This window comes from Scandinavium sp. M-37 (assembly GCF_043558715.1).
GTDB lineage: Bacteria > Pseudomonadota > Gammaproteobacteria > Enterobacterales > Enterobacteriaceae > Scandinavium > Scandinavium vulneris_A.
On record NZ_JBIGIN010000024.1, the window covers coordinates 21,425 to 44,826 of the forward strand.

General features: G+C 51.9%; 26 protein-coding genes and 2 tRNA genes. 20 read left to right on the top strand and 8 right to left on the bottom strand.

Annotated features, from left to right (window positions below):
• The 5 genes from mlaD to murA all read left to right on the top strand — a co-directional run bounded on the left by mlaD (position 1) and on the right by murA (position 3,186).
• Positions 1-552: an outer membrane lipid asymmetry maintenance protein MlaD gene (gene mlaD / locus ACG0Z5_RS16680; protein WP_394449432.1), complete on the top strand. Its 552-nt coding sequence runs from the start codon at positions 1-3 to the stop codon at positions 550-552.
• 18 nt (positions 553-570) lie between these two features.
• Entirely contained in the window at positions 571-1,206 is a 636-nt protein-coding gene (gene mlaC / locus ACG0Z5_RS16685; protein WP_394449435.1) for a phospholipid-binding protein MlaC, read from the top strand.
• Positions 1,206-1,496 (top strand): lipid asymmetry maintenance protein MlaB, encoded by a 291-nt coding sequence (gene mlaB, locus ACG0Z5_RS16690; protein ID WP_394449438.1) that lies wholly within the window; start codon positions 1,206-1,208, stop codon positions 1,494-1,496. Before mlaC ends, mlaB begins: the two co-directional genes overlap by 1 nt.
• A 124-nt stretch (positions 1,497-1,620) precedes the next feature.
• The gene (gene ibaG, locus ACG0Z5_RS16695) at positions 1,621-1,875 is read left to right on the top strand and encodes a BolA family iron metabolism protein IbaG (protein ID WP_319627402.1); all 255 of its coding nucleotides are present in this window, start codon (positions 1,621-1,623) and stop codon (positions 1,873-1,875) included.
• Between the two features lie 51 nt (positions 1,876-1,926).
• Positions 1,927-3,186 carry a UDP-N-acetylglucosamine 1-carboxyvinyltransferase gene (murA, locus tag ACG0Z5_RS16700; RefSeq protein WP_394449442.1) on the top strand — a complete coding sequence of 420 codons (1,260 nt, stop codon included), beginning with the start codon at positions 1,927-1,929 and terminating at the stop codon, positions 3,184-3,186.
• A 57-nt stretch (positions 3,187-3,243) separates the two neighbouring features.
• Here the strand turns inward: murA and sfsB are convergent, their stop codons facing one another.
• Positions 3,244-3,513, bottom strand: a complete 270-nt coding sequence (gene sfsB / locus ACG0Z5_RS16705; protein WP_319627400.1) for a DNA-binding transcriptional regulator SfsB — start codon at positions 3,511-3,513, stop codon at positions 3,244-3,246.
• Positions 3,514-3,699: 186 nt separating this feature from the next.
• Positions 3,700-4,671 (bottom strand): octaprenyl diphosphate synthase, encoded by a 972-nt coding sequence (ispB, locus tag ACG0Z5_RS16710; protein WP_319627399.1) that lies wholly within the window; start codon positions 4,669-4,671, stop codon positions 3,700-3,702.
• Between the two features lie 257 nt (positions 4,672-4,928).
• Between ispB and rplU the strand changes: the two genes are divergently transcribed.
• The 4 genes from rplU to cgtA all read left to right on the top strand — a co-directional run bounded on the left by rplU (position 4,929) and on the right by cgtA (position 7,766).
• Positions 4,929-5,240 carry a 50S ribosomal protein L21 gene (rplU, locus tag ACG0Z5_RS16715; RefSeq protein WP_106994824.1) on the top strand — a complete coding sequence of 104 codons (312 nt, stop codon included), beginning with the start codon at positions 4,929-4,931 and terminating at the stop codon, positions 5,238-5,240.
• Positions 5,241-5,259: 19 nt separating this feature from the next.
• A complete protein-coding gene (gene rpmA, locus ACG0Z5_RS16720; protein WP_007673187.1) occupies positions 5,260-5,517 on the top strand; it encodes a 50S ribosomal protein L27 in 258 nt (85 codons plus the stop codon).
• A gap of 94 nt (positions 5,518-5,611) precedes the next feature.
• Complete coding sequence (locus tag ACG0Z5_RS16725; RefSeq protein ID WP_394449449.1) at positions 5,612-6,577, top strand: DMT family transporter; 966 nt, start codon at positions 5,612-5,614, stop codon at positions 6,575-6,577.
• Between the two features lie 16 nt (positions 6,578-6,593).
• Positions 6,594-7,766, top strand: a complete 1,173-nt coding sequence (cgtA, locus tag ACG0Z5_RS16730; RefSeq protein WP_319627397.1) for an Obg family GTPase CgtA — start codon at positions 6,594-6,596, stop codon at positions 7,764-7,766.
• A gap of 49 nt (positions 7,767-7,815) precedes the next feature.
• Here the strand turns inward: cgtA and dacB are convergent, their stop codons facing one another.
• The gene (gene dacB, locus ACG0Z5_RS16735) at positions 7,816-9,249 is read right to left on the bottom strand and encodes a serine-type D-Ala-D-Ala carboxypeptidase (RefSeq protein ID WP_394449454.1); all 1,434 of its coding nucleotides are present in this window, start codon (positions 9,247-9,249) and stop codon (positions 7,816-7,818) included.
• Positions 9,250-9,497: 248 nt separating this feature from the next.
• On the opposite strand from dacB, the gene greA reads away from it, so the two are divergent.
• Positions 9,498-9,974 (top strand): transcription elongation factor GreA, encoded by a 477-nt coding sequence (gene greA, locus ACG0Z5_RS16740; RefSeq protein WP_394449457.1) that lies wholly within the window; start codon positions 9,498-9,500, stop codon positions 9,972-9,974.
• Between the two features lie 139 nt (positions 9,975-10,113).
• Here the strand turns inward: greA and yhbY are convergent, their stop codons facing one another.
• Positions 10,114-10,407 carry a ribosome assembly RNA-binding protein YhbY gene (gene yhbY, locus ACG0Z5_RS16745; RefSeq protein WP_330983971.1) on the bottom strand — a complete coding sequence of 98 codons (294 nt, stop codon included), beginning with the start codon at positions 10,405-10,407 and terminating at the stop codon, positions 10,114-10,116.
• A 125-nt stretch (positions 10,408-10,532) separates the two neighbouring features.
• On the opposite strand from yhbY, the gene rlmE reads away from it, so the two are divergent.
• From rlmE to ACG0Z5_RS16780, 7 genes are all read left to right on the top strand, one after another.
• Positions 10,533-11,162, top strand: a complete 630-nt coding sequence (gene rlmE, locus ACG0Z5_RS16750; RefSeq protein ID WP_319627394.1) for a 23S rRNA (uridine(2552)-2'-O)-methyltransferase RlmE — start codon at positions 10,533-10,535, stop codon at positions 11,160-11,162.
• 114 nt (positions 11,163-11,276) lie between these two features.
• Positions 11,277-13,211, top strand: coding sequence for an ATP-dependent zinc metalloprotease FtsH (gene ftsH, locus ACG0Z5_RS16755; protein WP_319627393.1), 1,935 nt, complete (start codon positions 11,277-11,279; stop codon positions 13,209-13,211).
• A 101-nt stretch (positions 13,212-13,312) separates the two neighbouring features.
• Entirely contained in the window at positions 13,313-14,161 is an 849-nt protein-coding gene (gene folP / locus ACG0Z5_RS16760) for a dihydropteroate synthase (protein ID WP_394449462.1), read from the top strand.
• A complete protein-coding gene (gene glmM / locus ACG0Z5_RS16765) occupies positions 14,154-15,491 on the top strand; it encodes a phosphoglucosamine mutase (RefSeq protein ID WP_319627391.1) in 1,338 nt (445 codons plus the stop codon). The genes folP and glmM overlap by 8 nt, the downstream gene beginning before the upstream one ends.
• Before the next feature lie 228 nt (positions 15,492-15,719).
• Complete coding sequence (secG, locus tag ACG0Z5_RS16770; protein WP_394449466.1) at positions 15,720-16,049, top strand: preprotein translocase subunit SecG; 330 nt, start codon at positions 15,720-15,722, stop codon at positions 16,047-16,049.
• 9 nt (positions 16,050-16,058) lie between these two features.
• A tRNA-Leu gene (locus ACG0Z5_RS16775) sits at positions 16,059-16,145 on the top strand.
• Positions 16,146-16,307: 162 nt separating this feature from the next.
• Positions 16,308-16,706: a hypothetical protein gene (locus ACG0Z5_RS16780; protein ID WP_394449469.1), complete on the top strand. Its 399-nt coding sequence runs from the start codon at positions 16,308-16,310 to the stop codon at positions 16,704-16,706.
• A gap of 49 nt (positions 16,707-16,755) precedes the next feature.
• On the opposite strand, the gene ACG0Z5_RS16785 is transcribed toward ACG0Z5_RS16780, so the two are convergent.
• From ACG0Z5_RS16785 to argG, 4 genes are all read right to left on the bottom strand, one after another.
• Entirely contained in the window at positions 16,756-17,301 is a 546-nt protein-coding gene (locus ACG0Z5_RS16785; protein ID WP_394449526.1) for a YfaZ family outer membrane protein, read from the bottom strand.
• Between the two features lie 86 nt (positions 17,302-17,387).
• Positions 17,388-18,425, bottom strand: a complete 1,038-nt coding sequence (gene ompA, locus ACG0Z5_RS16790; RefSeq protein ID WP_394449472.1) for a porin OmpA — start codon at positions 18,423-18,425, stop codon at positions 17,388-17,390.
• Between the two features lie 218 nt (positions 18,426-18,643).
• A complete protein-coding gene (locus ACG0Z5_RS16795) occupies positions 18,644-19,273 on the bottom strand; it encodes a winged helix-turn-helix transcriptional regulator (RefSeq protein ID WP_394449475.1) in 630 nt (209 codons plus the stop codon).
• Positions 19,274-19,463: 190 nt separating this feature from the next.
• The gene (argG, locus tag ACG0Z5_RS16800; protein ID WP_394449478.1) at positions 19,464-20,810 is read right to left on the bottom strand and encodes an argininosuccinate synthase; all 1,347 of its coding nucleotides are present in this window, start codon (positions 20,808-20,810) and stop codon (positions 19,464-19,466) included.
• Positions 20,811-21,143: 333 nt separating this feature from the next.
• On the opposite strand from argG, the gene ACG0Z5_RS16805 reads away from it, so the two are divergent.
• The 3 genes from ACG0Z5_RS16805 (at position 21,144) to nusA (ending at position 23,386) form a co-directional block, all read left to right on the top strand.
• Positions 21,144-21,220 (top strand) — tRNA-Met (locus ACG0Z5_RS16805).
• Positions 21,221-21,418: 198 nt separating this feature from the next.
• Positions 21,419-21,871 carry a ribosome maturation factor RimP gene (rimP, locus tag ACG0Z5_RS16810; RefSeq protein ID WP_319627384.1) on the top strand — a complete coding sequence of 151 codons (453 nt, stop codon included), beginning with the start codon at positions 21,419-21,421 and terminating at the stop codon, positions 21,869-21,871.
• A 27-nt stretch (positions 21,872-21,898) separates the two neighbouring features.
• Positions 21,899-23,386 carry a transcription termination factor NusA gene (nusA, locus tag ACG0Z5_RS16815; protein ID WP_319627383.1) on the top strand — a complete coding sequence of 496 codons (1,488 nt, stop codon included), beginning with the start codon at positions 21,899-21,901 and terminating at the stop codon, positions 23,384-23,386.
• Positions 23,387-23,402 lie beyond the last annotated feature (16 nt).

The window sequence follows — 23,402 nt, forward strand, 5'->3', positions numbered from 1 at the left end:
ATGCAAACGAAAAAAAGTGAAATTTGGGTAGGCGTGTTCTTGTTGGTGGCATTTTTGGCCGCGCTGTTTGTTTGCCTGAAAGCGGCAGACGTCACCTCTTTACGAACGGAGCCAACCTATCAGGTGTATGCCACCTTCGATAATATCGGCGGCCTGAAAGCACGATCTCCGGTCCGTATCGGCGGCGTCGTGGTAGGCCGTGTGGCTGACATTACGTTAGATCCGAAAACCTATCTGCCACGCGTGACGCTGGACATCGAAGAACAGTACAACCAAATTCCGGATACCAGTTCGCTGGCTATCCGTACTTCTGGTCTGCTGGGCGAGCAATATCTGGCGCTGAACGTCGGTTTTGACGACCCAGAAATGGGCACCGCCATGCTGAAAGAGGGCAGTACTATCCAGGATACGAAGTCCGCGATGGTACTGGAAGACCTGATTGGTCAGTTCCTCTATAACAGCAAAGGCAGTGACAATCAGAATTCCGGCGATGCGCAAAACCCGGCGGCAGACCATACTGACGCTACGGCCCCTGCGGCAACGACGCATTAATTTCAGGAGAATTAACCCATGTTTAAACGCTTACTTATGGTTGCCATGCTGGTGATTGCCCCGTTGACGGCGGCCACCGCAGCCGATCAGTCGAACCCTTATAAACTGATGAATGAAGCGGCACAGAAAACCTTTGACCGTCTGAAAAATGAGCAGTCGCAGATCCGGGCGAACCCGGATTATCTGCGCCAGATTGTGGATCAGGAGTTGATGCCGTACGTGCAGATTAAATATGCCGGTGCGCTGGTTTTAGGCCGCTATTACCGTGACGCCACCCCGGCTCAGCGCGAGGCGTATTTTGCCGCTTTCCATGAATACCTGAAACAGGCTTACGGTCAGGCGCTGGCGATGTACCACGGTCAGACCTACCAGATTGCCCCGGAAAAACCGCTCGGCGATGCCACCATTCTGCCGATTCGTGTGACTATCGTTGACCCTAATGGCCGCCCGCCGGTACGTCTCGATTTCCAGTGGCGTAAAAATACCCAGACCGGTAACTGGCAGGCATTTGACATGATTGCCGAAGGCGTCAGCATGATCACCACTAAACAGAACGAGTGGAGTGACCTGCTGCGTACCAAAGGGATCGATGGCCTGACGACGCAGTTACAGAGTATTGCTAAGCAGCCGATTACGCTGGATCAGAAAAAATAATGGCAGACTCATTACGCTGGACGCGTGAAGGCGGACGACTGTCATTACAGGGGGAGCTGGATCAGGATTTCCTTGTTCCCCTTTGGGAAGCGCGTGAAGAGGCGACTCAGGGCGTCGACACTATCGATCTCACCGCGATCACGCGTGTGGATACTGCGGGTGTGGCGTTACTGATGCATCTGGTGGCACATATTCGCCAGCAAGGTCGGACGGTGAAGATTGAGGGTAAAAGTGAAAAGATGAATACCCTGGTGCAACTTTATAATCTCACGCCCGATCTGATCCCCTAACGTATTCAATGTATTACTCTTAAAAGCCTCAACGTTTTGTGCGTCGGGGCTTTTTGCTTGTTTAAGACCGCCTCACTTTCCTCTAAGATGTTGGGCTGTTTTCACTATCAGATGAAATTACCCCATGGAAAATCATGAAATTCAGACAGTGCTTATGAACGCACTCTCCCTTCAGGAAGTCCACGTCTCTGGCGATGGCAGTCACTTTCAGGTTATTGCCGTGGGCGAACTGTTTGAAGGAATGAGTCGAGTTAAGAAACAGCAGACCGTCTATGCCCCGCTGATGGAATACATTGCTGACAACCGCATTCATGCCCTGTCGATCAAGGCGCATACCCCGCAAGAGTGGGCACGCGATCGCAAACTCAACGGTTTTTAAGTAACGGGCTCCGCCCGTTGCACAGGTGAATTTTAAAAGAGATTTGAACGAATGGATAAATTTCGTGTACAGGGGCCTTCACGTCTCCAGGGCGAAGTGAGCATCTCCGGCGCCAAAAATGCGGCACTGCCGATCCTTTTCGCTGCACTGCTGGCTGAAGAGCCGGTTGAAATTCAGAACGTACCGAAGCTGAAAGATATCGATACCACCATGAAGCTGCTGGGCCAGCTGGGAACCAAAGTTGAACGTAACGGTTCCGTGTGGATTGATGCCAGTGAGGTTAACGTCTTCTGTGCGCCGTACGAGTTGGTGAAAACCATGCGTGCGTCTATCTGGGCGCTCGGCCCGCTGGTGGCGCGTTTTGGTCAGGGTCAGGTTTCTCTGCCGGGCGGCTGTGCTATCGGCGCACGTCCGGTCGATCTGCATATTACCGGCCTTGAGCAGCTGGGTGCTGAGATCAAACTGGAAGAAGGCTACGTTAAAGCTTCTGTGAATGGCCGCCTGAAAGGCGCGCACATCGTAATGGACAAAGTGAGCGTTGGTGCCACTGTGACCATTATGAGTGCTGCTACGCTGGCAGAAGGTACCACCATTATCGAGAACGCTGCGCGCGAGCCAGAGATTGTCGATACTGCCAATTTCCTGAACACGCTGGGTGCGAAAATCAGCGGGCAGGGTAGCGATCGCATCACTATCGAAGGCGTTAAGCGTCTCGGTGGCGGCGTATACAGCGTTCTGCCTGACCGTATCGAAACCGGTACCTTCCTCGTCGCAGCCGCTATCTCCGGGGGCAAAATTGTTTGTCGTGACGCGCAGCCTGATACGCTGGACGCGGTGCTGGCAAAACTGCGTGAAGCCGGGGCCGACATCGAAGTCGGTGAAGACTGGATTAGCCTTGATATGCACGGCAAACGCCCGAAAGCGGTAAACGTGCGTACGGCACCACACCCAGGTTTCCCGACCGATATGCAGGCCCAGTTCACGCTGCTGAACCTGGTGGCAGAAGGCACCGGTGTGGTAACTGAGACGATTTTTGAAAACCGTTTCATGCACTTGCCTGAACTGATTCGTATGGGTGCGCATGCTGAAATCGAAAGCAATACCGCGATTTGTCACGGCGTTGAGAAACTGTCCGGGGCGCAGGTGATGGCGACCGATCTGCGCGCGTCTGCAAGTCTGGTGCTGGCGGGTTGTATTGCGGAAGGTACGACGATTGTGGAGCGTATCTACCACATCGATCGCGGCTACGAGCGCATCGAAGATAAACTTCGTGCGCTGGGCGCAAGCATCGAGCGTATCAAAGGCGAGTAATATCGCCTCCTGCTAAGGCATCCCCTCGTCAGCGCGACGTGGGGGTGCTTCTCGGTTTTACTTCTCTTTCGGCTGTCTAATTTGCTGGGTTCTGTCGATGAACTCATGGGTGACGGGGTCATGGTAGCGTGACGGCCAGATAACCCACGGTTCGGTGCCTAATGCCGTCGCAATAATCAACTCTCCCTTCGGCCAGTCACGGTTAAGCGCATTCGCTAGCGTCGATGAGCTAAGTCCATTTCTGCGGGATTCAGCCGCCAATGACGTTCCTTTTTTACGCAATCCGGCAATGATATCTGCAGGATGCCAGTCGATAAGCTTATCCATACTTTCTCCCTGATGATAACCAAACCACCTTGACCAGTGGCCGGGTTACTATAGCGCTGAAAGTAAGTAAGTTCTAAAAAGTTCAAGTAAAGCCAAGCGATATTCGGATTAAATCAAGATCGCATACGGGGTGGGAAGCGGTGGGGTTTTTTATTGGAACTTTCCCGCGCAGAACGCGGGAAGAGATTAATGATCGCGCTGAACGGCAATATGGGCCAGCGCAATAAGCGCTTCACGCCATGGCGTATCAGGCAGGCATTGAAGAGCCTGAATGGCTTTGTCCGCTTCTTCTTCGGCGCGCTGACGAGTCCACTCCAGCGATCCGCAATCTGCCATCGCTTGCAGAACGGGTTCCAATAAATGGCGACCGTTGCCTTCTTCGATAGCCTGACGAATCATGGCGTTCTGTTCAGGCGTACCGTTGCGCATTGCGTGCAGCAGAGGCAGTGTCGGTTTGCCCTCGTTCAGATCATCACCCACATTTTTACCGAGGGTTTCACCGTCCGCGCTGTAGTCGAGCAGGTCGTCAATCAGCTGGAAAGCGGTGCCAAGATAGCGACCGTAGTCCTGCAGACCTTTTTCCTGTTCTTCCGTACAGCCAGCCAGCAGGCCAGAGCACTGTGATGCCGCTTCAAACAGACGCGCCGTTTTGCTGTAGATAACGCGCATGTAGTTTTCTTCGGTGATGTTAGGGTCGTTCACGTTCATTAGCTGCAGGACTTCACCTTCAGCAATCACGTTTACGGCCTCGGACATCACCTCAAGAATTTTCAGCGATCCCAGGCTGGTCATCATCTGGAATGCGCGAGTATAGATAAAGTCCCCAACCAGCACGCTGGCAGCGTTTCCAAACGCGGCGTTGGCCGTTGCTTTGCCTCGGCGCATATCAGATTCATCCACGACGTCGTCGTGCAGCAGTGTCGCTGTGTGGATAAACTCAATTAGCGCTGCGATAGTGACGTGAGCGTTCCCCTGGTAGCCAACAGCGCGTGCTGCCAGTACCGCGATCATTGGACGAATGCGTTTCCCGCCTCCGCTGACGATGTAATAGCCAAGCTGATTGATCAACTGGACGTCAGAGTTGAGTTGTTCAAGGATTGCCGCATTGACACCCGCCATATCTTGCGCGGTTAACTCATTGATTTTTTCTAAATTCATCGCAAAAGCCGGGCTTAATGTCCTGTTTACCGCTTATCCATAAGGGATAACGAAGAGTCTGGGTTACAATTGTAGCCCTGATTGTACTGAAAAAACGGCGCAGATAAACGTTACCGTGTGCGTTGTGGTTTTTTTCTGCATGTAGTGATGATCGCACTTGTCAAAGGCTCACCTTTTGCGTAATATTCGCGCCCTATTGTGAATATTTATAGCGCACTCTGAATCACACGAAGATGTGCGCGGAAGCGGAGTTTTATATGTACGCGGTTTTCCAAAGTGGTGGTAAACAACACCGAGTAAGCGAAGGTCAGACCGTTCGCCTGGAAAAGCTGGACATCGCAACTGGCGAAGCTGTTGAGTTCGCTGAAGTTCTGATGATCGCAAACGGTGAAGAAGTCAAAATCGGCGTTCCTTTCGTTGATGGCGGCGTAATCAAAGCTGAAGTTGTTGCTCACGGTCGTGGCGAGAAAATTAAAATCGTTAAGTTTCGTCGTCGTAAACACTATCGTAAGCAGCAGGGCCATCGTCAGTGGTTTACTGATGTGAAAATCACTGGCATCAGCGCCTAAGACCTGAGGAGTAGATTAAATGGCACATAAAAAGGCTGGCGGCTCAACTCGTAACGGTCGCGACTCAGAAGCTAAACGTCTGGGTGTAAAACGTTTCGGTGGCGAAACAGTTCTGGCAGGTAGCATCATCGTTCGTCAACGTGGCACCAAATTCCACGCTGGCAACAACGTTGGTTGTGGCCGTGACCACACTCTGTTTGCTAAAGCAGACGGTAAAGTGAAATTCGAAGTTAAAGGTCCGAACAACCGTAAGTACATCAGCATCGTTGCTGAGTAAGTTTTTCGGTCCGGTGACGGATGAAAGCCCCGCAACGTGTTGCGGGGCTTTTTACATTAGAAGTCCGGAAAATTTCGTACAGGGATAAACGGGCATGAAACAGCAGGCGGGCATTGGTATTCTTTTGGCGCTCACCACCGCAGTATGTTGGGGTGCATTGCCAATTGCAATGAAGCAGGTGCTGGAGGTGATGGAGCCTCCGACTATCGTGTTTTACCGCTTTCTGATGGCAAGTATTGGCCTTGGGTCGATTCTCGCTATCAAAGGCAAGCTACCGCCGCTGCATCTATTCCGTAAACCACGCTGGCTGGTGCTACTCGCCATTGCCACCGGGGGCTTGTTCGGAAACTTTATTCTGTTCAGTTCGTCGCTCCAGTATTTGAGTCCTACCGCCTCACAGGTGATAGGACAACTGTCGCCCGTGGGTATGATGGTTGCCAGCGTCTTCATCCTGAAAGAGAAGATGCGTGGGACGCAGGTGATTGGCGCGATTATGCTGCTCTGCGGTCTGGTGATGTTTTTCAACACCAGTCTGATAGAGATTTTCACCCGCCTGACGGATTACACCTGGGGCGTCATTTTTGGCGTCGGAGCGGCAACCGTCTGGGTGAGTTATGGCGTCGCGCAAAAGGTATTATTGCGCCGTCTGGCCTCACCGCAGATCCTGTTTTTACTGTACACTTTATGTACAATAGCATTGCTGCCGTTGGCAAAGCCGGGTGTCATTACCCAGCTGAGCGACTGGCAATTGGCCTGCCTGATTTTCTGTGGACTAAACACCCTGGTGGGTTACGGTGCGTTGGCGGAAGCCATGGCGCGCTGGCAGGCGGCACAGGTGAGCGCGTTAATTACGCTGACTCCTCTGTTTACACTGTTATTTTCAGATTTATTATCAATGGCCTGGCCCGATTTCTTCGCCAGACCGATGTTGAACCTTTTAGGTTATCTCGGTGCGTTTGTCGTGGTTGCGGGCGCGATGTATTCCGCCATTGGTCATCGTCTATGGGGACGGTGGCGTAAGCGTGAAGCGGTTGTACCGCTACCCCGCTCAGGCGAATGATTTACGGAGAAGTAAAATGAAGTTTGTTGATGAAGCAACGATCCTGGTTGTGGCAGGGGATGGCGGCAATGGCTGCGTCAGCTTCCGTCGTGAAAAATATATTCCTCGTGGCGGCCCGGACGGCGGCGACGGCGGCGACGGCGGTGATGTCTGGCTGGAAGCCGACGAAAACCTTAACACCCTGATCGACTATCGCTTTGAAAAATCTTTCCGCGCTGAGCGTGGGCAGAATGGCCAGAGCCGTGACTGTACCGGTAAACGTGGTAAAGATGTGACGGTAAAAGTACCGGTCGGCACGCGTGTTATCGATCAGGGCACCGGCGAAACCATGGGCGACATGACTCAACACGGTCAGCGCCTGATGGTGGCGAAGGGTGGCTGGCACGGTCTGGGTAACACCCGTTTTAAATCTTCCGTAAACCGTACTCCGCGTCAGAAGACGATGGGCACGCCGGGCGATAAGCGCGACCTGCAGCTGGAGCTGATGCTGTTGGCCGACGTCGGGATGCTGGGTATGCCGAATGCGGGTAAATCTACCTTCATCCGTGCTGTCTCCGCCGCTAAGCCGAAAGTGGCCGATTATCCGTTTACCACTCTGGTGCCAAGCCTCGGCGTGGTGCGTATGGATAACGAGAAAAGCTTTGTTGTGGCCGATATCCCTGGGCTGATTGAAGGCGCTGCGGAAGGGGCTGGTCTGGGGATCCGTTTCCTTAAACACCTTGAGCGTTGCCGCGTTCTGCTGCATCTCATCGATATCGATCCGATCGACGGTTCTGATCCGGTTGAAAATGCCCGCATCATTATTGGCGAACTGGAAAAATACAGCGAGAAGCTGGCTGAAAAACCACGCTGGTTGGTCTTCAACAAGATTGACCTGATGGACAAGGCCGCTGCGGAAGAAAAAGCCAAAGCGATTGCTGAAGCCTTGGGTTGGGAAGATAAATTCTACCTGATCTCTGCCGCCAGCCAGCAGGGTGTGAAAGATCTTTGCTGGGACGTGATGACCTTCATCATTGAAAACCCGGTGGTGAAAGCCGAAGAAGAGAAGCAGCCTGAGAAAGTCGAGTTCATGTGGGATGACTACCATCGCCAGCAGCTTGAAGAAGCAGAAGTTGAGGACGATGAAGAGTGGGATGACGATTGGGATGAAGACGACGAAGAAGGTGTCGAGTTCATCTATAAGCACTAAGTCGCTGTTCTGCAGTTAAGAAAGGCTCCCATCGGGAGCCTTTTTCGTATCAGTTGTTCTGGTAAATATCTTTGTAGAACCGGCTTTCGAAACGTACCAACGGAATGCGGCGGTTGCGCTGATCGGCAGGCTCCACGGCATAGCCCGACAGATATTGCACGAAGGCCATACGCTGCCCGCTGGCCGTGGTGATAAAGCCTGCGAGGTTATACACACCCTGTAAAGAGCCGGTCTTCGCCGACACCTTCCCGTCAACACCAGCCTGATGCAGGCCTGCACGGTACTGCAGAGAGCCGTCATAGCCCGCCAGCGGTAACATTGAGATGAAGTTAAGTTCGGTTTCGTGCTGCGCGATGTACTGCAACACCTGCATCATGGTGGCCGGTGCCAACAAATTGTGACGCGACAGGCCAGAGCCATCGGCAATAATAGTGTTACCCAAATCGACCCCCGCCTGCTGACGTAAAATCTGGCGCACGGCATCTGAACCCGCACGCCAGGTGCCGGGTACGCCAAAGCGTGCATGGCCAATGGTGCGGAACACCGTATCGGCAATCATGTTGTCCGATTTTTTCAACATAATCTTTAGCAGATCGTGCAGGGGAGCTGACTGCTTGCTGGCGATCACTGTGCCCGGATCGTTGGTCAGCGTCTGGCGCAGCAACGTACCGGAATAGGTGATCCCGGCCTGTTTCAGCTCGCTCTTAATGATCGCTCCGGCGTAGCTGGCCCCATCCTGAATCGCAAACGCCAGCGGGAGGGGTTCCGAGCGCTGCGGCAGGCATCCAGTCAGGGTGTAGCGATTTAAATCGCCTGGCACCACGTCCAGCTCACAATACTGTGCTTCACCGGAGCCCTTGGGCAGGGTACGGACCTGACTAAACATGGTCACCGGGTAATATGATGCGACGCGAATAAACGCCAGATCGCCAGGTTTTGGCGCGCTGTAGAGTGAAATCGAGAAGCAGTTACGATCGATAATGGCAGCAGAAGGCGGTGCACTAAAACATTGCGTCAAATCATTCCACGGCCAGCCGGGCGCTTTGTCATGGCTCGCGAAAACCGAGGTATCAATCAGCACATTACCGTCGATTTGCTGCACGCCCGACTTCTTCAGTACGGCTACCATATTGCGAATATCCTGACGTTTTAGCGTCGGATCGCCGCCAAATCGTGCAATTAGGTCACCTTTTAGAATGCCATTATCAACGCTACCTTTACTTTCCAGTGTTGTGGTAAAGCGAAAATCGGGGCCCAGCTGCAGTAACGCGGCGAGGGCGGTAATGACCTTTTGGGTACTGGCCGGTAAAGCCATCTGCTGGCTGTGATAATCAATTTCTGGCGCCTTCGCGCCGATTTTCTGAACCATGAGGGCTAGATTCGCGCCAGCCGGGAGCTGAGTGACATACTCATCTACGTTTGCTGCCTGGACGCTAAAAGCTAAACTGCTGGTCAATCCGATGATAAATCTGGAAAATCGCATAATCTCGCGCTAACAACCTGGAATCAAACAGCCATACTACGGCGCATCGCCCTGTAAAGTAAACGGTGACCCATAGTGAACTTTCAGGGTAAAATACGCATCAAACAGAAAAATTGCCGCTGGCCTGGAAATTTTGTTCCGGGTCAGTTTTCTTTTTGCTTAACTTCTGGCTCTCTCATGGAGAACAGAGGGAAGTGCAGGTCTGCAGCGCTTGCTGTGCCTGAAGGAATGATGAAGAGGTATAACTCATGCAAGCTATTCCGATGACCTTACGTGGTGCTGAAAAACTGCGCGAAGAACTGGAGTACCTGAAATCCGTTCGTCGCCCTGAAATCATTGCGGCGATTGCTGATGCTCGTGAGCATGGCGATCTGAAAGAGAACGCGGAATATCATGCCGCCCGCGAGCAGCAGGGCTTCTGCGAAGGGCGTATCAAGGATATCGAAGCGAAGCTGTCCAATGCTCAGGTTATCGATATCAGCAAAATGCCGAAGACGGGTCGGGTCATTTTTGGTTCCACCGTACAGGTGCTGAATCTGGATAACGACGAAGAGACAAGCTGGCGAATCGTGGGCGATGACGAGGCTGATTTTAAGCAGAATCTCATTTCTGTGAATTCACCTATCGCCCGTGGCCTGATTGGCAAAGAACAAGACGATGTGGTGACTATCCAAACGCCTGGCGGCGAAGTGGAATATGAAATCATCAAAGTGGATTATCTCTAATCCTGCTTGTTGAAAGAATGTAAAGATAAGAAAAAGGCCGCATAGCGGCCTTTTATCAACGTTAAGAGCGTGGCATTTTGCTCACCTGCCCGCGAAACCCCTCGTTTTACACATCAAATGTGTTCAATTCAGGTTACTCTTAACGTGGCAGCGAGATTTTACGCTCTGCTGTTGGGCGGTACAGAACCAGCGTTTTACCGATGACCTGTACATTACAGGCGCCGGTTTCGCGAACGATAGCTTCCACGATAAGGACTTTAGTCTCGCGATCTTCCGAGGCGATTTTCACCTTGATGAGTTCGTGGTGCTGCAACGCTTGTTCAATCTCGGCCAGTACCCCTTCGGTCAAACCATTGTTGCCAAGCATAACTACCGGCTTGAGCGGATGTGCCAGACCTTTCAGGTGCTGTTTTTGTTTAGTACTCAGATTCATCGTATATTTTTGCTTACGTTGGGATTGAAAACGGTTCATTCTACCGCCATCTCTCAACTATCGCCAAATCGGCCGTTAAAATTTACGTAGCCGACTATGATGGTCTGCCCCGATGGGAATGTTAAATGACAGGTAAAAAGCGTTCTGCCAGCTCAAGCCGCTGGCTCCAGGAACACTTTAGCGATAAATATGTTCTCCAGGCACAGAAAAAGGGGTTACGTTCCCGTGCCTGGTTTAAACTTGATGAAATACAGCAAAGTGACAAACTTTTTAAGCCGGGAATGACGGTAGTCGATCTCGGTGCAGCACCCGGCGGATGGTCACAGTATGCGGTGACACAGATCGGGGGCGCAGGCCGCATCATCGCTTGCGATCTTTTACCGATGGATCCAATCGTTGGTGTGGACTTCCTTCAAGGCGATTTTCGTGATGAATTAGTCCTGAAAGCGTTACTTGAACGTGTGGGTGACAGTAAAGTCCAGGTTGTCATGTCCGATATGGCTCCAAACATGTGCGGAACACCAGCGGTGGATATTCCCCGTGCCATGTATCTGGTGGAGCTGGCGCTTGAGATGTGCCGAGATGTGTTGGCACCGGGCGGCAGTTTTTTAGTGAAGGTGTTTCAGGGCGAAGGTTTCGAGGAGTACCTTAAGGAAATTCGCTCCCTGTTTACGACAGTTAGAGTTCGTAAGCCGGACTCTTCACGCGCACGTTCGCGTGAAGTGTACATTGTAGCGACCGGGCGAAAACCATAACCCGACCGTTTTAAGCCTATGCCGGTACGGCGGCGGTATGAAATGTGTCGGATGTATAGTAACCTGACGCTGTTATTAACACAGTTGTAATAAGAGGTTAATCCCTTGAGTGACATGGCGAAAAACCTAATACTCTGGCTGGTCATCGCAGTCGTATTGATGTCAGTGTTCCAGAGCTTTGGGCCCAGCGAGTCAAATGGCCGTAAGGTGGATTACTCTACCTTCCTGCAAGAGGTCAATCAGGACCAGGTTCGCGAAGCGCGTATCAACGGACGTGAGATCAACGTTACCAAGAAAGATAGTAACCGTTACACGACTTATATTCCGGTTAACGATCCTAAACTGCTTGATAACCTGCTGACCAAAAACGTGAAAGTCGTTGGCGAACCACCTGAAGAACCAAGCCTGCTGGCTTCTATCTTCATTTCCTGGTTCCCGATGCTTCTGCTGATTGGGGTCTGGATCTTCTTCATGCGTCAGATGCAGGGCGGCGGCGGTAAAGGCGCCATGTCGTTCGGTAAGAGCAAAGCGCGCATGTTGACCGAAGACCAGATTAAAACCACTTTTGCTGACGTTGCAGGCTGCGACGAAGCCAAAGAAGAAGTGGCGGAACTGGTTGAATACCTGCGTGAACCGAGCCGTTTCCAGAAGCTGGGTGGTAAAATTCCTAAAGGCGTTCTGATGGTGGGCCCGCCGGGTACCGGTAAAACGCTGCTGGCGAAAGCTATCGCCGGTGAAGCGAAGGTGCCTTTCTTCACTATCTCCGGTTCTGACTTCGTGGAAATGTTCGTGGGTGTCGGTGCATCTCGTGTGCGTGACATGTTCGAGCAGGCCAAGAAAGCCGCACCGTGCATTATCTTCATCGATGAAATCGACGCCGTAGGCCGCCAACGTGGTGCAGGTCTGGGCGGCGGTCACGATGAACGTGAGCAAACGCTGAACCAGATGCTGGTTGAGATGGATGGCTTCGAAGGCAATGAAGGCATCATCGTGATTGCGGCAACTAACCGTCCAGACGTTCTTGACCCCGCGCTGCTGCGTCCAGGCCGTTTCGACCGTCAGGTTGTGGTCGGTCTGCCAGATGTCCGTGGTCGTGAGCAGATCCTTAAAGTGCACATGCGTCGCGTACCGCTGGCGCCCGATATCGACGCGGCAATCATCGCGCGTGGTACGCCTGGCTTCTCCGGTGCAGACCTGGCGAACCTCGTCAACGAAGCTGCTCTGTTCGCCGCTCGCGGTAACAAGCGTGTGGTGTCGATGGTTGAGTTCGAGAAAGCGAAAGATAAAATCATGATGGGTGCGGAACGTCGCTCCATGGTGATGACCGAAGCGCAGAAAGAGTCGACGGCTTACCATGAAGCCGGCCACGCGATTATCGGCCGCCTGGTACCGGAACACGATCCGGTGCATAAAGTGACGATTATTCCACGCGGTCGTGCATTGGGTGTGACCTTCTTCCTGCCTGAAGGCGATGCAATCAGCGCCAGCCGTCAGAAGCTGGAGAGCCAAATCTCTACGCTGTACGGCGGTCGTCTGGCTGAAGAAATCATCTACGGTGTGGAACATGTTTCTACCGGTGCGTCCAACGATATTAAAGTTGCGACTAACCTGGCGCGTAACATGGTCACCCAGTGGGGCTTCTCCGACAAACTCGGTCCGCTGCTGTATGCGGAAGAAGAGGGCGAAGTATTCCTCGGTCGTTCAGTGGCTAAAGCCAAGCATATGTCCGATGAAACGGCTCGTATCATCGACCAGGAAGTGAAGGCGCTTATCGAACGTAACTACGCTCGTGCCCGTCAAATCCTGAACGACAACCTGGACATCCTGCACTCGATGAAAGATGCGCTCATGAAATATGAGACCATCGATGCGCCGCAGATTGATGACCTGATGGCTCGCCGTGATGTTCGTCCGCCAGCAGGCTGGGAAGATCCAGGCGCGTCCAATAACTCTGATAGCAATGGTACCCCACGTGCTCCGCGTCCGGTCGATGAGCCGCGTACGCCGAACCCGGGCAACACCATGTCAGAGCAGTTGGGCGACAAATAAGTTATCCGTTGTTGATGACGCTGCTTTAACTGAAAACCCTGGGGCTGTCGCTCCGGGGTTTTTTTATTTTGTTAACGTTTTAACCATACCAGGGATTCGTCATGAAACTCTTCGCCCAGGGCACTACACTCGATCTCGCTTATCCGCACGTGATGGGCATCCTGAACGTCACCCCAGATTCTTTTTCGGACGGCGGGACACACAACACGCTGGTTGAGGCGGTAAAACATGCCAATCTGATGATCAATGCCGGGGCCACTATTGTGGATGTTGGCGGTGAGTCGACGCGCCCGGGGGCGGCTGAAGTGAGCGTGGACGAAGAGCTTTCCCGCGTTATCCCGGTGATTGAAGCTATCGCCCAGCGCTTTGAGGTATGGATTTCGGTTGATACCTCTAAGCCTGACGTTATTCGTGAGTCGGCGCGGGTCGGGGCACATATCATTAATGATATTCGTTCTCTGACCGAGCCGGGCGCACTGGAAGCGGCAGCAGAAACGGGCCTGCCGGTCTGTCTGATGCACATGCAGGGTGAACCACGAAACATGCAGGACGCGCCTAAGTATGACGACGTCTTTGCGGATGTGAATCGCTATTTTTATGAGCAAATCGCGCGCTGTGAAGCTGCGGGTATCACAAAAGACAAATTGTTGCTCGACCCGGGATTCGGTTTCGGTAAAAATCTCTCCCACAATTACGCACTCCTTGCACGTTTGTCAGAGTTTCATCATTTCGACCTGCCGTTGTTGGTGGGAATGTCGAGAAAAACGATGATTGGGCAATTGCTGAATGTCGGGCCATCAGAACGCCTTAGCGGCAGTCTGGCCTGCGCAGTCATTGCAGCGATGCAGGGGGCACATATTATTCGCGTTCACGACGTGAAAGAGACAGTTGAGGCGATGCGTGTGGTCGAAGCCACCCTTGCTGCAAAGGAAAATAAACGCTATGAGTAACCGTAAATATTTTGGCACCGACGGCATTCGCGGTCGCGTGGGCGATAGCCCAATCACCCCTGATTTTGTGCTCAAGCTCGGTTTTGCAGCCGGTAAAGTGCTGGCTCGTCACGGCTCACGCAAAGTCATCATCGGCAAAGACACGCGTATTTCCGGGTACATGCTGGAATCCGCGCTTGAAGCGGGTCTGGCGGCGGCTGGACTTTCTGCATCTTTCACTGGGCCAATGCCAACCCCGGCGGTGGCTTATCTGACCCGCACTTTCCGTGCTGAAGCTGGGATCGTGATTTCCGCATCCCATAATCCGTTCTACGACAACGGCATTAAATTCTTCTCCATCGAAGGTACCAAGCTGCCGGATGCGGTCGAAGAAGCCATCGAAGCGGAACTGGAAAAAGAGATAACCTGCGTAGATTCAGCACAGCTCGGTAAAGCCAGCCGCATTGTTGATGCCGCAGGTCGGTATATCGAATTCTGTAAAGCGACGTTCCCGAATGAGTTAAACCTCAACGAGCTGAAAATTGTGGTCGACTGTGCGAACGGGGCGACTTACCACATTGCGCCGAACGTGTTCCGCGAACTCGGTGCAAAAGTGATTGCCATCGGCTGTGAGCCGAACGGTCTGAACATCAATGAAGAAGTTGGTGCTACTGATGTTCGCGCTCTCCAGGCACGTGTGCTGGCGGAAAAAGCGCATCTGGGTATCGCGTTTGACGGTGACGGTGACCGCGTCATCATGGTTGACCATGAAGGCAATAAAGTTGACGGCGATCAGATCCTCTACATCATTGCGCGTGAAGGTCTGCGTCAGGGCCAGCTTCGCGGGGGAGCCGTTGGCACCCTGATGAGCAACATGGGTCTGGAAGTGGCGCTCAAACAACTGGGCATTCCGTTCACCCGCGCGAAAGTGGGCGACCGCTACGTGCTGGAAGCGATGCAGGAAAAAGGCTGGCGTATTGGGGCTGAAAATTCCGGCCACGTTATCCTGCTCGACAAAACCACCACCGGGGACGGCATTGTGGCGGCATTGCAGGTTGTCGCGGCGATGGCACGTAATCATATGACGCTGCAGGACTTGTGCAGCGGCATGAAGATGTTCCCGCAGGTGTTAGTGAACGTTCGCTATACCGATGGCGCAGAAAATCCACTGGAAAACGAAACGGTGAAAAGCATCACCGCCGAAGTGGAAGCGGCATTAGGCAATCGTGGTCGCGTGCTGTTGCGTAAATCAGGCACCGAGCCGCTGATTCGTGTCATGGTTGAAGGCGAAGATGATGCTCAGGTGACGGCGTTTGCGAACCGTATTGCCGATGCGGTGAAAGCGGTTTAATCGCCGCGTTAACTGTTTAAAAAGGCAGCTTTTGCTGCCTTTTTGCTGAACAGAATTTCCGTTTTTGCTGTTTTTTTCCGCACTTGATACAATGCATCAAAATTGCCCTTGCGAACCCCATTCGCTTTGGTTAGTATTCACACCCGCTTCAGTGGGAAACATTAAAAAGTCCCGCTTTATTGGTTGAAGCAATTGGTATGCGGTAGTACCGCAAGGAACAGGTTGATTATGTACGAAGCTCTTCTGGTCGTTTTCCTTCTTGTTGCGATTGGCCTCGTTGGTCTGATCATGCTGCAGCAAGGTAAAGGCGCTGATATGGGAGCCTCCTTCGGAGCAGGCGCATCCGCTACACTGTTTGGATCAGGTGGTTCTGGTAACTTCATGACCCGCATGACCGCAGTTCTGGCGACGTTGTTCTTCATCATCAGTCTGGTTCTGGGTAACATCAATACCAACAAGACCAGCAAAGGAAGCGAGTGGGATAACCTGACTGCACCGAAATCGGAGCAGACTCAGCCAGCAGCACCGGCCCAGCCGAGCAGCGACATCCCGCACTAAGTTTTCAGTACCGAGGTGGTGGAATTGGTAGACACGCTACCTTGAGGTGGTAGTGCCCTAACGGGCTTGTGGGTTCGAGTCCCATCCTCGGTACCAATATTCCAGAAAAGAGACGTCGAAAGACGTCTTTTTTTGTTTTTGTCCTTCCTGCTTTTACATAGTTTTTTATTAAACAAAACTCTCCTGTTGGTTCCTGTTATTAATGGATAAAGTCGGCTTCGCCTATTTTTCCATCATCATTGCAGGAATGAAGTCGCCGTGAAAATATCCAAAGTTGTGACCCTGACGGGAATATTCATGCTGACCGCATGCAGCAGTTCCTCATCCTTAACAACCGTCAATGAAATACGGGACATGCCGGTGCCTGTGGTCCATGCGCAAAATAATCCCGCTGCTGATACCACTGCTGTGAATAATTGCTATAAAGAAAACGCTACTCGGTTGAGTGAACTGCAACACACACTGAAAACGAATATGGGTGATGATGTTAAAACGTCTGAAGTTTTCGATACTACGAGTGATGCTCACCGCGTCTTTACCGCATTATCAAAACTCGAGCAGATCTCCGCGATGAATGAAACCTATCGCAAAGAGGGGAATATTGCCGGATTGAAGGCCATTAATGAAATGCTCAAACCGTTGAAGGCCACGGCCTGAAGAAGGGCAGAAGAAGAGATTGCCGGTGCCCGGCAATCTCAGGAATGATTTAGAAGCTAAAGTTGAATCCTGCATACGGCCCATCGGCCAGCGTGTTGTCACGGTGACCGTTTTTACCTGCCATATTAATATAGCGATAGCCCGCCTCTATGTTCATTGATTTCAGGACGCGCAGACGGACACCCGCGTTTCCTTCGACGTAATCTTCCACACCGCTCGACATTGAATCGGGTGAATAGTAGTAGTCACCAAATACAGTGATAAAGTCGCCGATTGGCACCTGCGCGCCGCCGCCAACCGCGACTGCATACCCCTCATCACCGTCGTTCGGGCTCAGATATAACGCCTTTCCGCCCAGGGTAAACAGGAACGGTCCTAATGGCATATTCCAGCCCAAACCGAGGCCGGCAATATCACCATCATCATCGCTGTGACCCCAGTTACCATTAAACGTCAGGCCTGGTTCATTTGCCCCGAAACTGGCAGACAGGTTGGTAAATTCTTCACCGGCCTCAGCGTGGAGATTAACAGACGCGTTGGTTGCCGCGGCGGTACCGAGTGTTGCAATCAGAAGAGCTGCTTTTAGCTTAAACATACGCATGGGTTGATCCTTCAGACAAAAAAAAGCCCGATGCGTGTGATCGGGCAAATGAATCAAGTGTTTGCTATCGCGAGTAAGGCTTACTGACCGGAAATCTGCACAACGACACGGCGATCAGGAGACAGGCAGCTAATCAGCGCATTGCCGGTCTGGTTGTCACAGGTATTACCGGTTACAGATTCGCTGGCACCACGGCCTTCGGTCTGAATGTTCGCGGCTGGCATACCGTCGGCTACCAGCTGGTCAGCAACGGCCTGGGCACGGCGCGCAGACAGTTCCTGGTTGTATTCTGCTTTACCGGTACGGTCGCTGTAGCCGATAACGGTAGTGCTGTTATTTTTTGCAGACTGCATTTCCGGAGAGTTATACAGCTGGTTGATGGCGGCTTTGCCTTCTTCGGTCAGCGTGGCGGAATCGTAACCGAACATCACGTCAGACTTCAGGTTGAAGGTTTTTACTTCTGGAGCAACAACAGGGGCAGCTACCACGGCAGGTGCAACATCGTCGTGCTGGCCGAAGCGATACACGATGCCCGCAGAAACGGAATGAATGTCGGAGCTCAGACCAATCTGGTTAGAGTTACCCACGTTGGAAACCCACTGGTATTCCAGACGACCGGCCCAGTTTTTGTTAAACGCGTATTCGGTACCCGCGGCAACCACTGGACGGACGCCTGTTTCGAAGTTGTTTTTACCAGCAACGTCGGTTTCAGCGCGGTAGCCCATCGCACCGAAGCGGCCATACAGGTCCCAGTCACTGGTCAGCGCATAGCTGGTTTTCAGAGACAGTTGCAAGCCCTGGCTCTTCATTTTTGCACCGTTAACGCCGTGGTTACCGTTGAACTGTGCATTGCCGAGGTAATCGTAACCCCCTTCAACGGCCAGCCAGTCATTGATCTGGTAGCCGCCGAATACGCCGCCGCCCACGTTGTCGTGATCAACGTTGAAATCGTTGGAAGCATTCAGGCTTTCGTTGAAGTTTTTGTTTCCGCTGACATCAGCGTAATGAGACCAACCGAATTTAGCACCGCCGTACCAGGTACCAGCATCACCAGCAGCAAATGCGGTGGACACAGCGCACGCGTTTAAAACCATCAGAGCGACAAGCGTCTTTTTCATTTTGAACTTTGATCCTATATTGAAGTCGAAAACTCATTGAGTTCGCTGAGTAGCGTAGATCGCTAAGATATAGATGAATTTAAATATTGGTTAATTCTAAAAAGTTTAAATTTAAATCTGGAGCGAAATTTAGGCGGGAGTTTGTCAGAGGGTTTGAATGTGTTTTTAAATGTAAAAACCTTCTGCAAATATTTCACTCGCAGAAGGTGGGTTCAAAATTAGAATTTTTCTGGCAATGTTTCAATGCTTTGTAAATAGCCGCCGCGGATAAACTGAATGTATTTCCCTTTCTTTAACGCTGATAACACATTGAGAATACTGCTACGCGACAGATGCGTTCTGTCCTGAATATAATCGAGGATAGAAGTCCGCATGCGCATTTCTTCTGACAGCAGGATCATTTCCATCAGATGATTGCGAATAACCGCATAGGTTCGCTGCTGTAAAACCAGGGCATCACGATAAGCCAGATACGCCGTGTGGTATGCCAGTAATGAGGTTGCATCTTCCCAAAGCCCTTGTTCCCGCAAAATACGCATGGCGTCGTCAGCATCGATCCGTGACATGACGGATTCGGCCTCAGTGCGTAATACATGTCCACGCACGGGTTGTAACATCTCGGCGATGCCAAACACATGTCCCTCATAGACGGTGATCATCAGCAAACCATCGGAAGCACGGAGCATGGAAATCTCGCCCTCCCTGAAAAGCCAGAGTTGCTGCTTGCCTTTGTAATGCCAGTTAATCTTTTTTCTGGCGATGGCATTGATGGGCGTGGCGTGGGGTTCGAGTGCGTCCAAAAGTCGATTAATTGCCTGCTGTGGACGAATCGGGGGAGAAATGTGCATAGAGATCCTCATGATAAATGACGATTTCTGCCGTCAGAAATTATAGATGATATGTTAATGCACAAGAGGGAAGAGCGACAGGTAAAATAGACTTAAAGATCGGCTATGGTTGAGAAAATGATGCGTGTTGGCAACCTTTTTCAGATGCAAAAATAATAAAGGCCGGAGATCCGGCCTTTAGCGGGCAAAATTATTTCTTGCTCAGGCTTTCCTGATTTTCGACCTGCGGCAAGCCGTTTCCGCTTGAAGCAGACAGCAGTCCCGTTTTTGCGTAACCAATGAGTTTCTCACGGGTGTCGGTGATATCCAGGTTACGCATAGTCAACTGACCGATACGATCGTCTGGTGAGAATACCGAATCGCCTTTCTCCATCGTCAGACGTTCTGCTTTGTAGGTCAGGTTGTCAGACACGGTATTGAGGATTGAGTAGTCATTACCGCGACGCAGTTCCAGGGTGACTTCCCCAGTAATGGCGCTGGCGACCCAACGTTGCAGGGCATCACGCAGCATCAGTGCCTGAGAATCAAACCAGCGACCCTGATACAACAGGCGACCCAACTGACGACCGTGCGCATGATACTGTTCGATGGTGTCTTCGTTGTGGATCCCGGTTAGCAGGCGCTCATAGGCAATATGCAGCAGGGCCATACCCGGTGCTTCATAGATCCCGCGGCTTTTCGCTTCGATAATACGGTTTTCAATCTGATCGCTCATACCCAGACCGTGACGGCCACCGATACGGTTGGCTTCCAGCATCATCTCGACATCGTCGCTGAAGGTTTTGCCGTTCAGCGCCACCGGATGGCCTTGCTCGAAACGGATGGTCACTTCTTCCGCCGGGATCTTGACGCTCTCATCCCAGAATTTGACGCCCATAATCGGGTTAACGATTTTGACGCTGGAGTTCAGGAATTCCAGATCCTTGGCTTCATGGGTTGCGCCAAGCATGTTGGAATCGGTGGAGTAGGCTTTTTCGACCGACATCTTGTAGTCGAAACCGCAGGCAATCATAAACTCAGACATTTCCAGACGGCCACCAAGCTCGTCGATGAAGTCGGTATCCAGCCACGGTTTGTAAATTCTCAGCTCGGCGTTGGTCAGCAGGCCATAACGATAGAAACGTTCGATATCGTTGCCTTTATATGTACTGCCGTCACCCCAGATGTTGACGCCGTCTTCTTTCATGGCGGCAACCAGCATGGTGCCAGTTACGGCGCGACCGAGTGGGGTGGTGTTGAAATAGGTCAGGCCGCCGGTGGTGTTGTGGAATGCACCGCACTGGATTGCGGCGATGCCCTCAGCAACCAGTTGCTTACGGCAATCAATAAGACGTGCATTTTCAGCGCCGTACTCCATTGCGCGGCGTGGGATAGCATCGTAGTCCTCTTCATCCGGCTGACCGAGGTTCGCGGTGTAGGCATAGGGTACCGCGCCTTTTTTTCGCATCCACAGCAGTGCGGCGCTGGTGTCCAGACCACCGGAGAAAGCGATACCAATACGTTGACCAGATGGAAGATGCTTGAGAATCGTCGTCATAAAGTAAAACCCTGCTTGCCAGACTGTGGTGAGGTAAGTGCTTTAGCGCTTACTGCATGTTTATGCAAAATAAGTGAGTTTTCATTTAATCATCTTTTTCACGGAACAGGAAGTGATTCATGCGTTTTAGCGTAAAAATTCCCTGTTCAGGAAAGTAGCAATATGCATAACAACAGGTTTTTTATGCCCTGGCAATTATCAAGATGAATGGGTTGACATAACCGATGAAATTTCAATATACTACAGGCCGGTTTTACGTCCCGTCCTCGGTACCAAATCCCAGCAGTATTTGCGTTTTTTACTCAGTTTGAGTAAAATATGCCACGTTTCAGGCGCGGGGTGGAGCAGCCTGGTAGCTCGTCGGGCTCATAACCCGAAGGTCGTCGGTTCAAATCCGGCCCCCGCAACCACTTTCCCTTTGAGTTTTTTTTCAAATATACTCTTCGTAATCGTCGCTGGATTTGAAAGAATTCTCACGGAAAGTACTCCAGACCGCGTTTGCGGTTATAGGGTTCAGTTATCTAAAGCCCCGATTTATCGGGGTTTTTTGTTATCTGACTAAAGAATAACTGGGCTTTACGCCCTTTTTTTATGTCTTGGGGGTGGGCTTGTCCACATTAGAACAGAAATTAACAGAGATGCTTACGGCGCCGGTTGAGGCACTAGGCTTCGAGCTGGTCGGCATCGAATTCGTTCGCGGTCGCACATCTACGCTGCGCATCTATATTGATAGTGAGAATGGCATCAATGTTGATGATTGTGCTGATGTGAGCCACCAGGTCAGTGCCGTCATGGATGTCGAAGACCCCATTACCGTCGCTTACAACCTGGAAGTTTCCTCACCAGGACTCGACCGTCCTATGTTCACCGCTGAACATTACACGCGTTTCCTCGGTGAAGAGGTCACGCTGGTCCTGCGCATGGCGGTTCAGAACCGTCGTAAATGGCAGGGCGTTATCAAAGCGGTAGACGGTGAGATGATCACTGTTACAGTCGAAGGCAAAGATGAAGTGTTCGCGCTGAGTAACATCCAGAAGGCGAACCTGGTTCCCCACTTTTAACAGTCTGGATTGAGGTGAAAGGCCCCGATGAACAAAGAAATTTTGGCTGTCGTTGAAGCCGTTTCCAATGAAAAATCGCTGCCGCGCGAGAAGATTTTCGAAGCGCTGGAAAGTGCTCTGGCAACGGCTACAAAGAAAAAATACGAACAAGAAATCGACGTTCGCGTTAGCATCGACCGTAAAAGCGGTGACTTTGACACTTTCCGTCGTTGGGTAGTGGTCGAAGAAGTGACAATGCCGACCCGTGAAATCACGCTGGAAGCAGCTCGCTACGAAGATGAAAGCATGAACGTGGGCGATTTCGTTGAAGACCAGATTGAATCTGTGACCTTCGACCGTATCACCACTCAAACCGCGAAGCAGGTTATCGTACAGAAAGTCCGCGAAGCGGAACGTGCGATGGTTGTTGATCAGTTCCGTGAACACGAAGGTGAAATCATCACCGGCGTGGTGAAGAAAGTGAACCGCGACAACATCTCTCTGGATCTGGGCAGCAATGCTGAAGCCGTGATCCTGCGTGAAGATATGCTGCCGCGCGAAAATTTCCGTCCGGGCGACCGTATTCGTGGCGTACTCTATTCTGTACGTCCGGAAGCGCGTGGCGCGCAGCTGTTCGTCACCCGTTCTAAGCCTGAGATGCTGATCGAACTGTTCCGCATCGAAGTGCCGGAAATCGGTGAAGAAGTTATCGAAATTAAAGCCGCAGCCCGCGATCCGGGTTCCCGTGCGAAAATCGCGGTGAAAACCAACGACAAACGTATCGACCCGGTCGGTGCTTGTGTCGGTATGCGTGGCGCGCGCGTTCAGGCTGTCTCGACAGAACTGGGCGGTGAGCGTATTGATATCGTACTGTGGGATGACAACCCGGCACAGTTCGTGATTAACGCGATGGCTCCGGCCGATGTGGCGTCTATCGTTGTTGACGAAGACAAACATACGATGGATATCGCAGTAGAAGCGGGCAACCTGGCGCAGGCCATTGGTCGTAATGGACAGAACGTGCGTCTGGCTTCTCAGCTGAGCGGCTGGGATCTCAACGTGATGACCGTTGACGACCTGCAGGCTAAGCATCAGGCTGAAGCACACGCGGCTATCGATACCTTCACCAAATATCTCGATATTGATGAAGACTTCGCGACCGTGCTGGTAGAAGAAGGTTTCTCCAGCCTGGAAGAACTGGCCTACGTGCCAATGAAAGAACTGCTGGAAATTGACGGCCTGGATGAACAGACCGTTGAAGCACTTCGTGAACGTGCGAAAAACGCACTGACTACGCTGGCGCTGGCTCAGGAAGAAAGCCTCGGTGATAAAAAACCGGCTGACGATCTGCTGAACCTTGAAGGTCTCGATCGTGCAATGGCATTTAAGCTGGCTGCCCGCGGTGTTTGTACGCTGGAAGATCTCGCCGATCAGGGCATTGATGACCTGTCTGATATCGAAGGTTTAACCGACGAGAAAGCGGGTGAGCTCATCATGGCCGCACGCAATATTTGCTGGTTCGGCGACGAAGCGTAATAAACTGTAGCAGGAA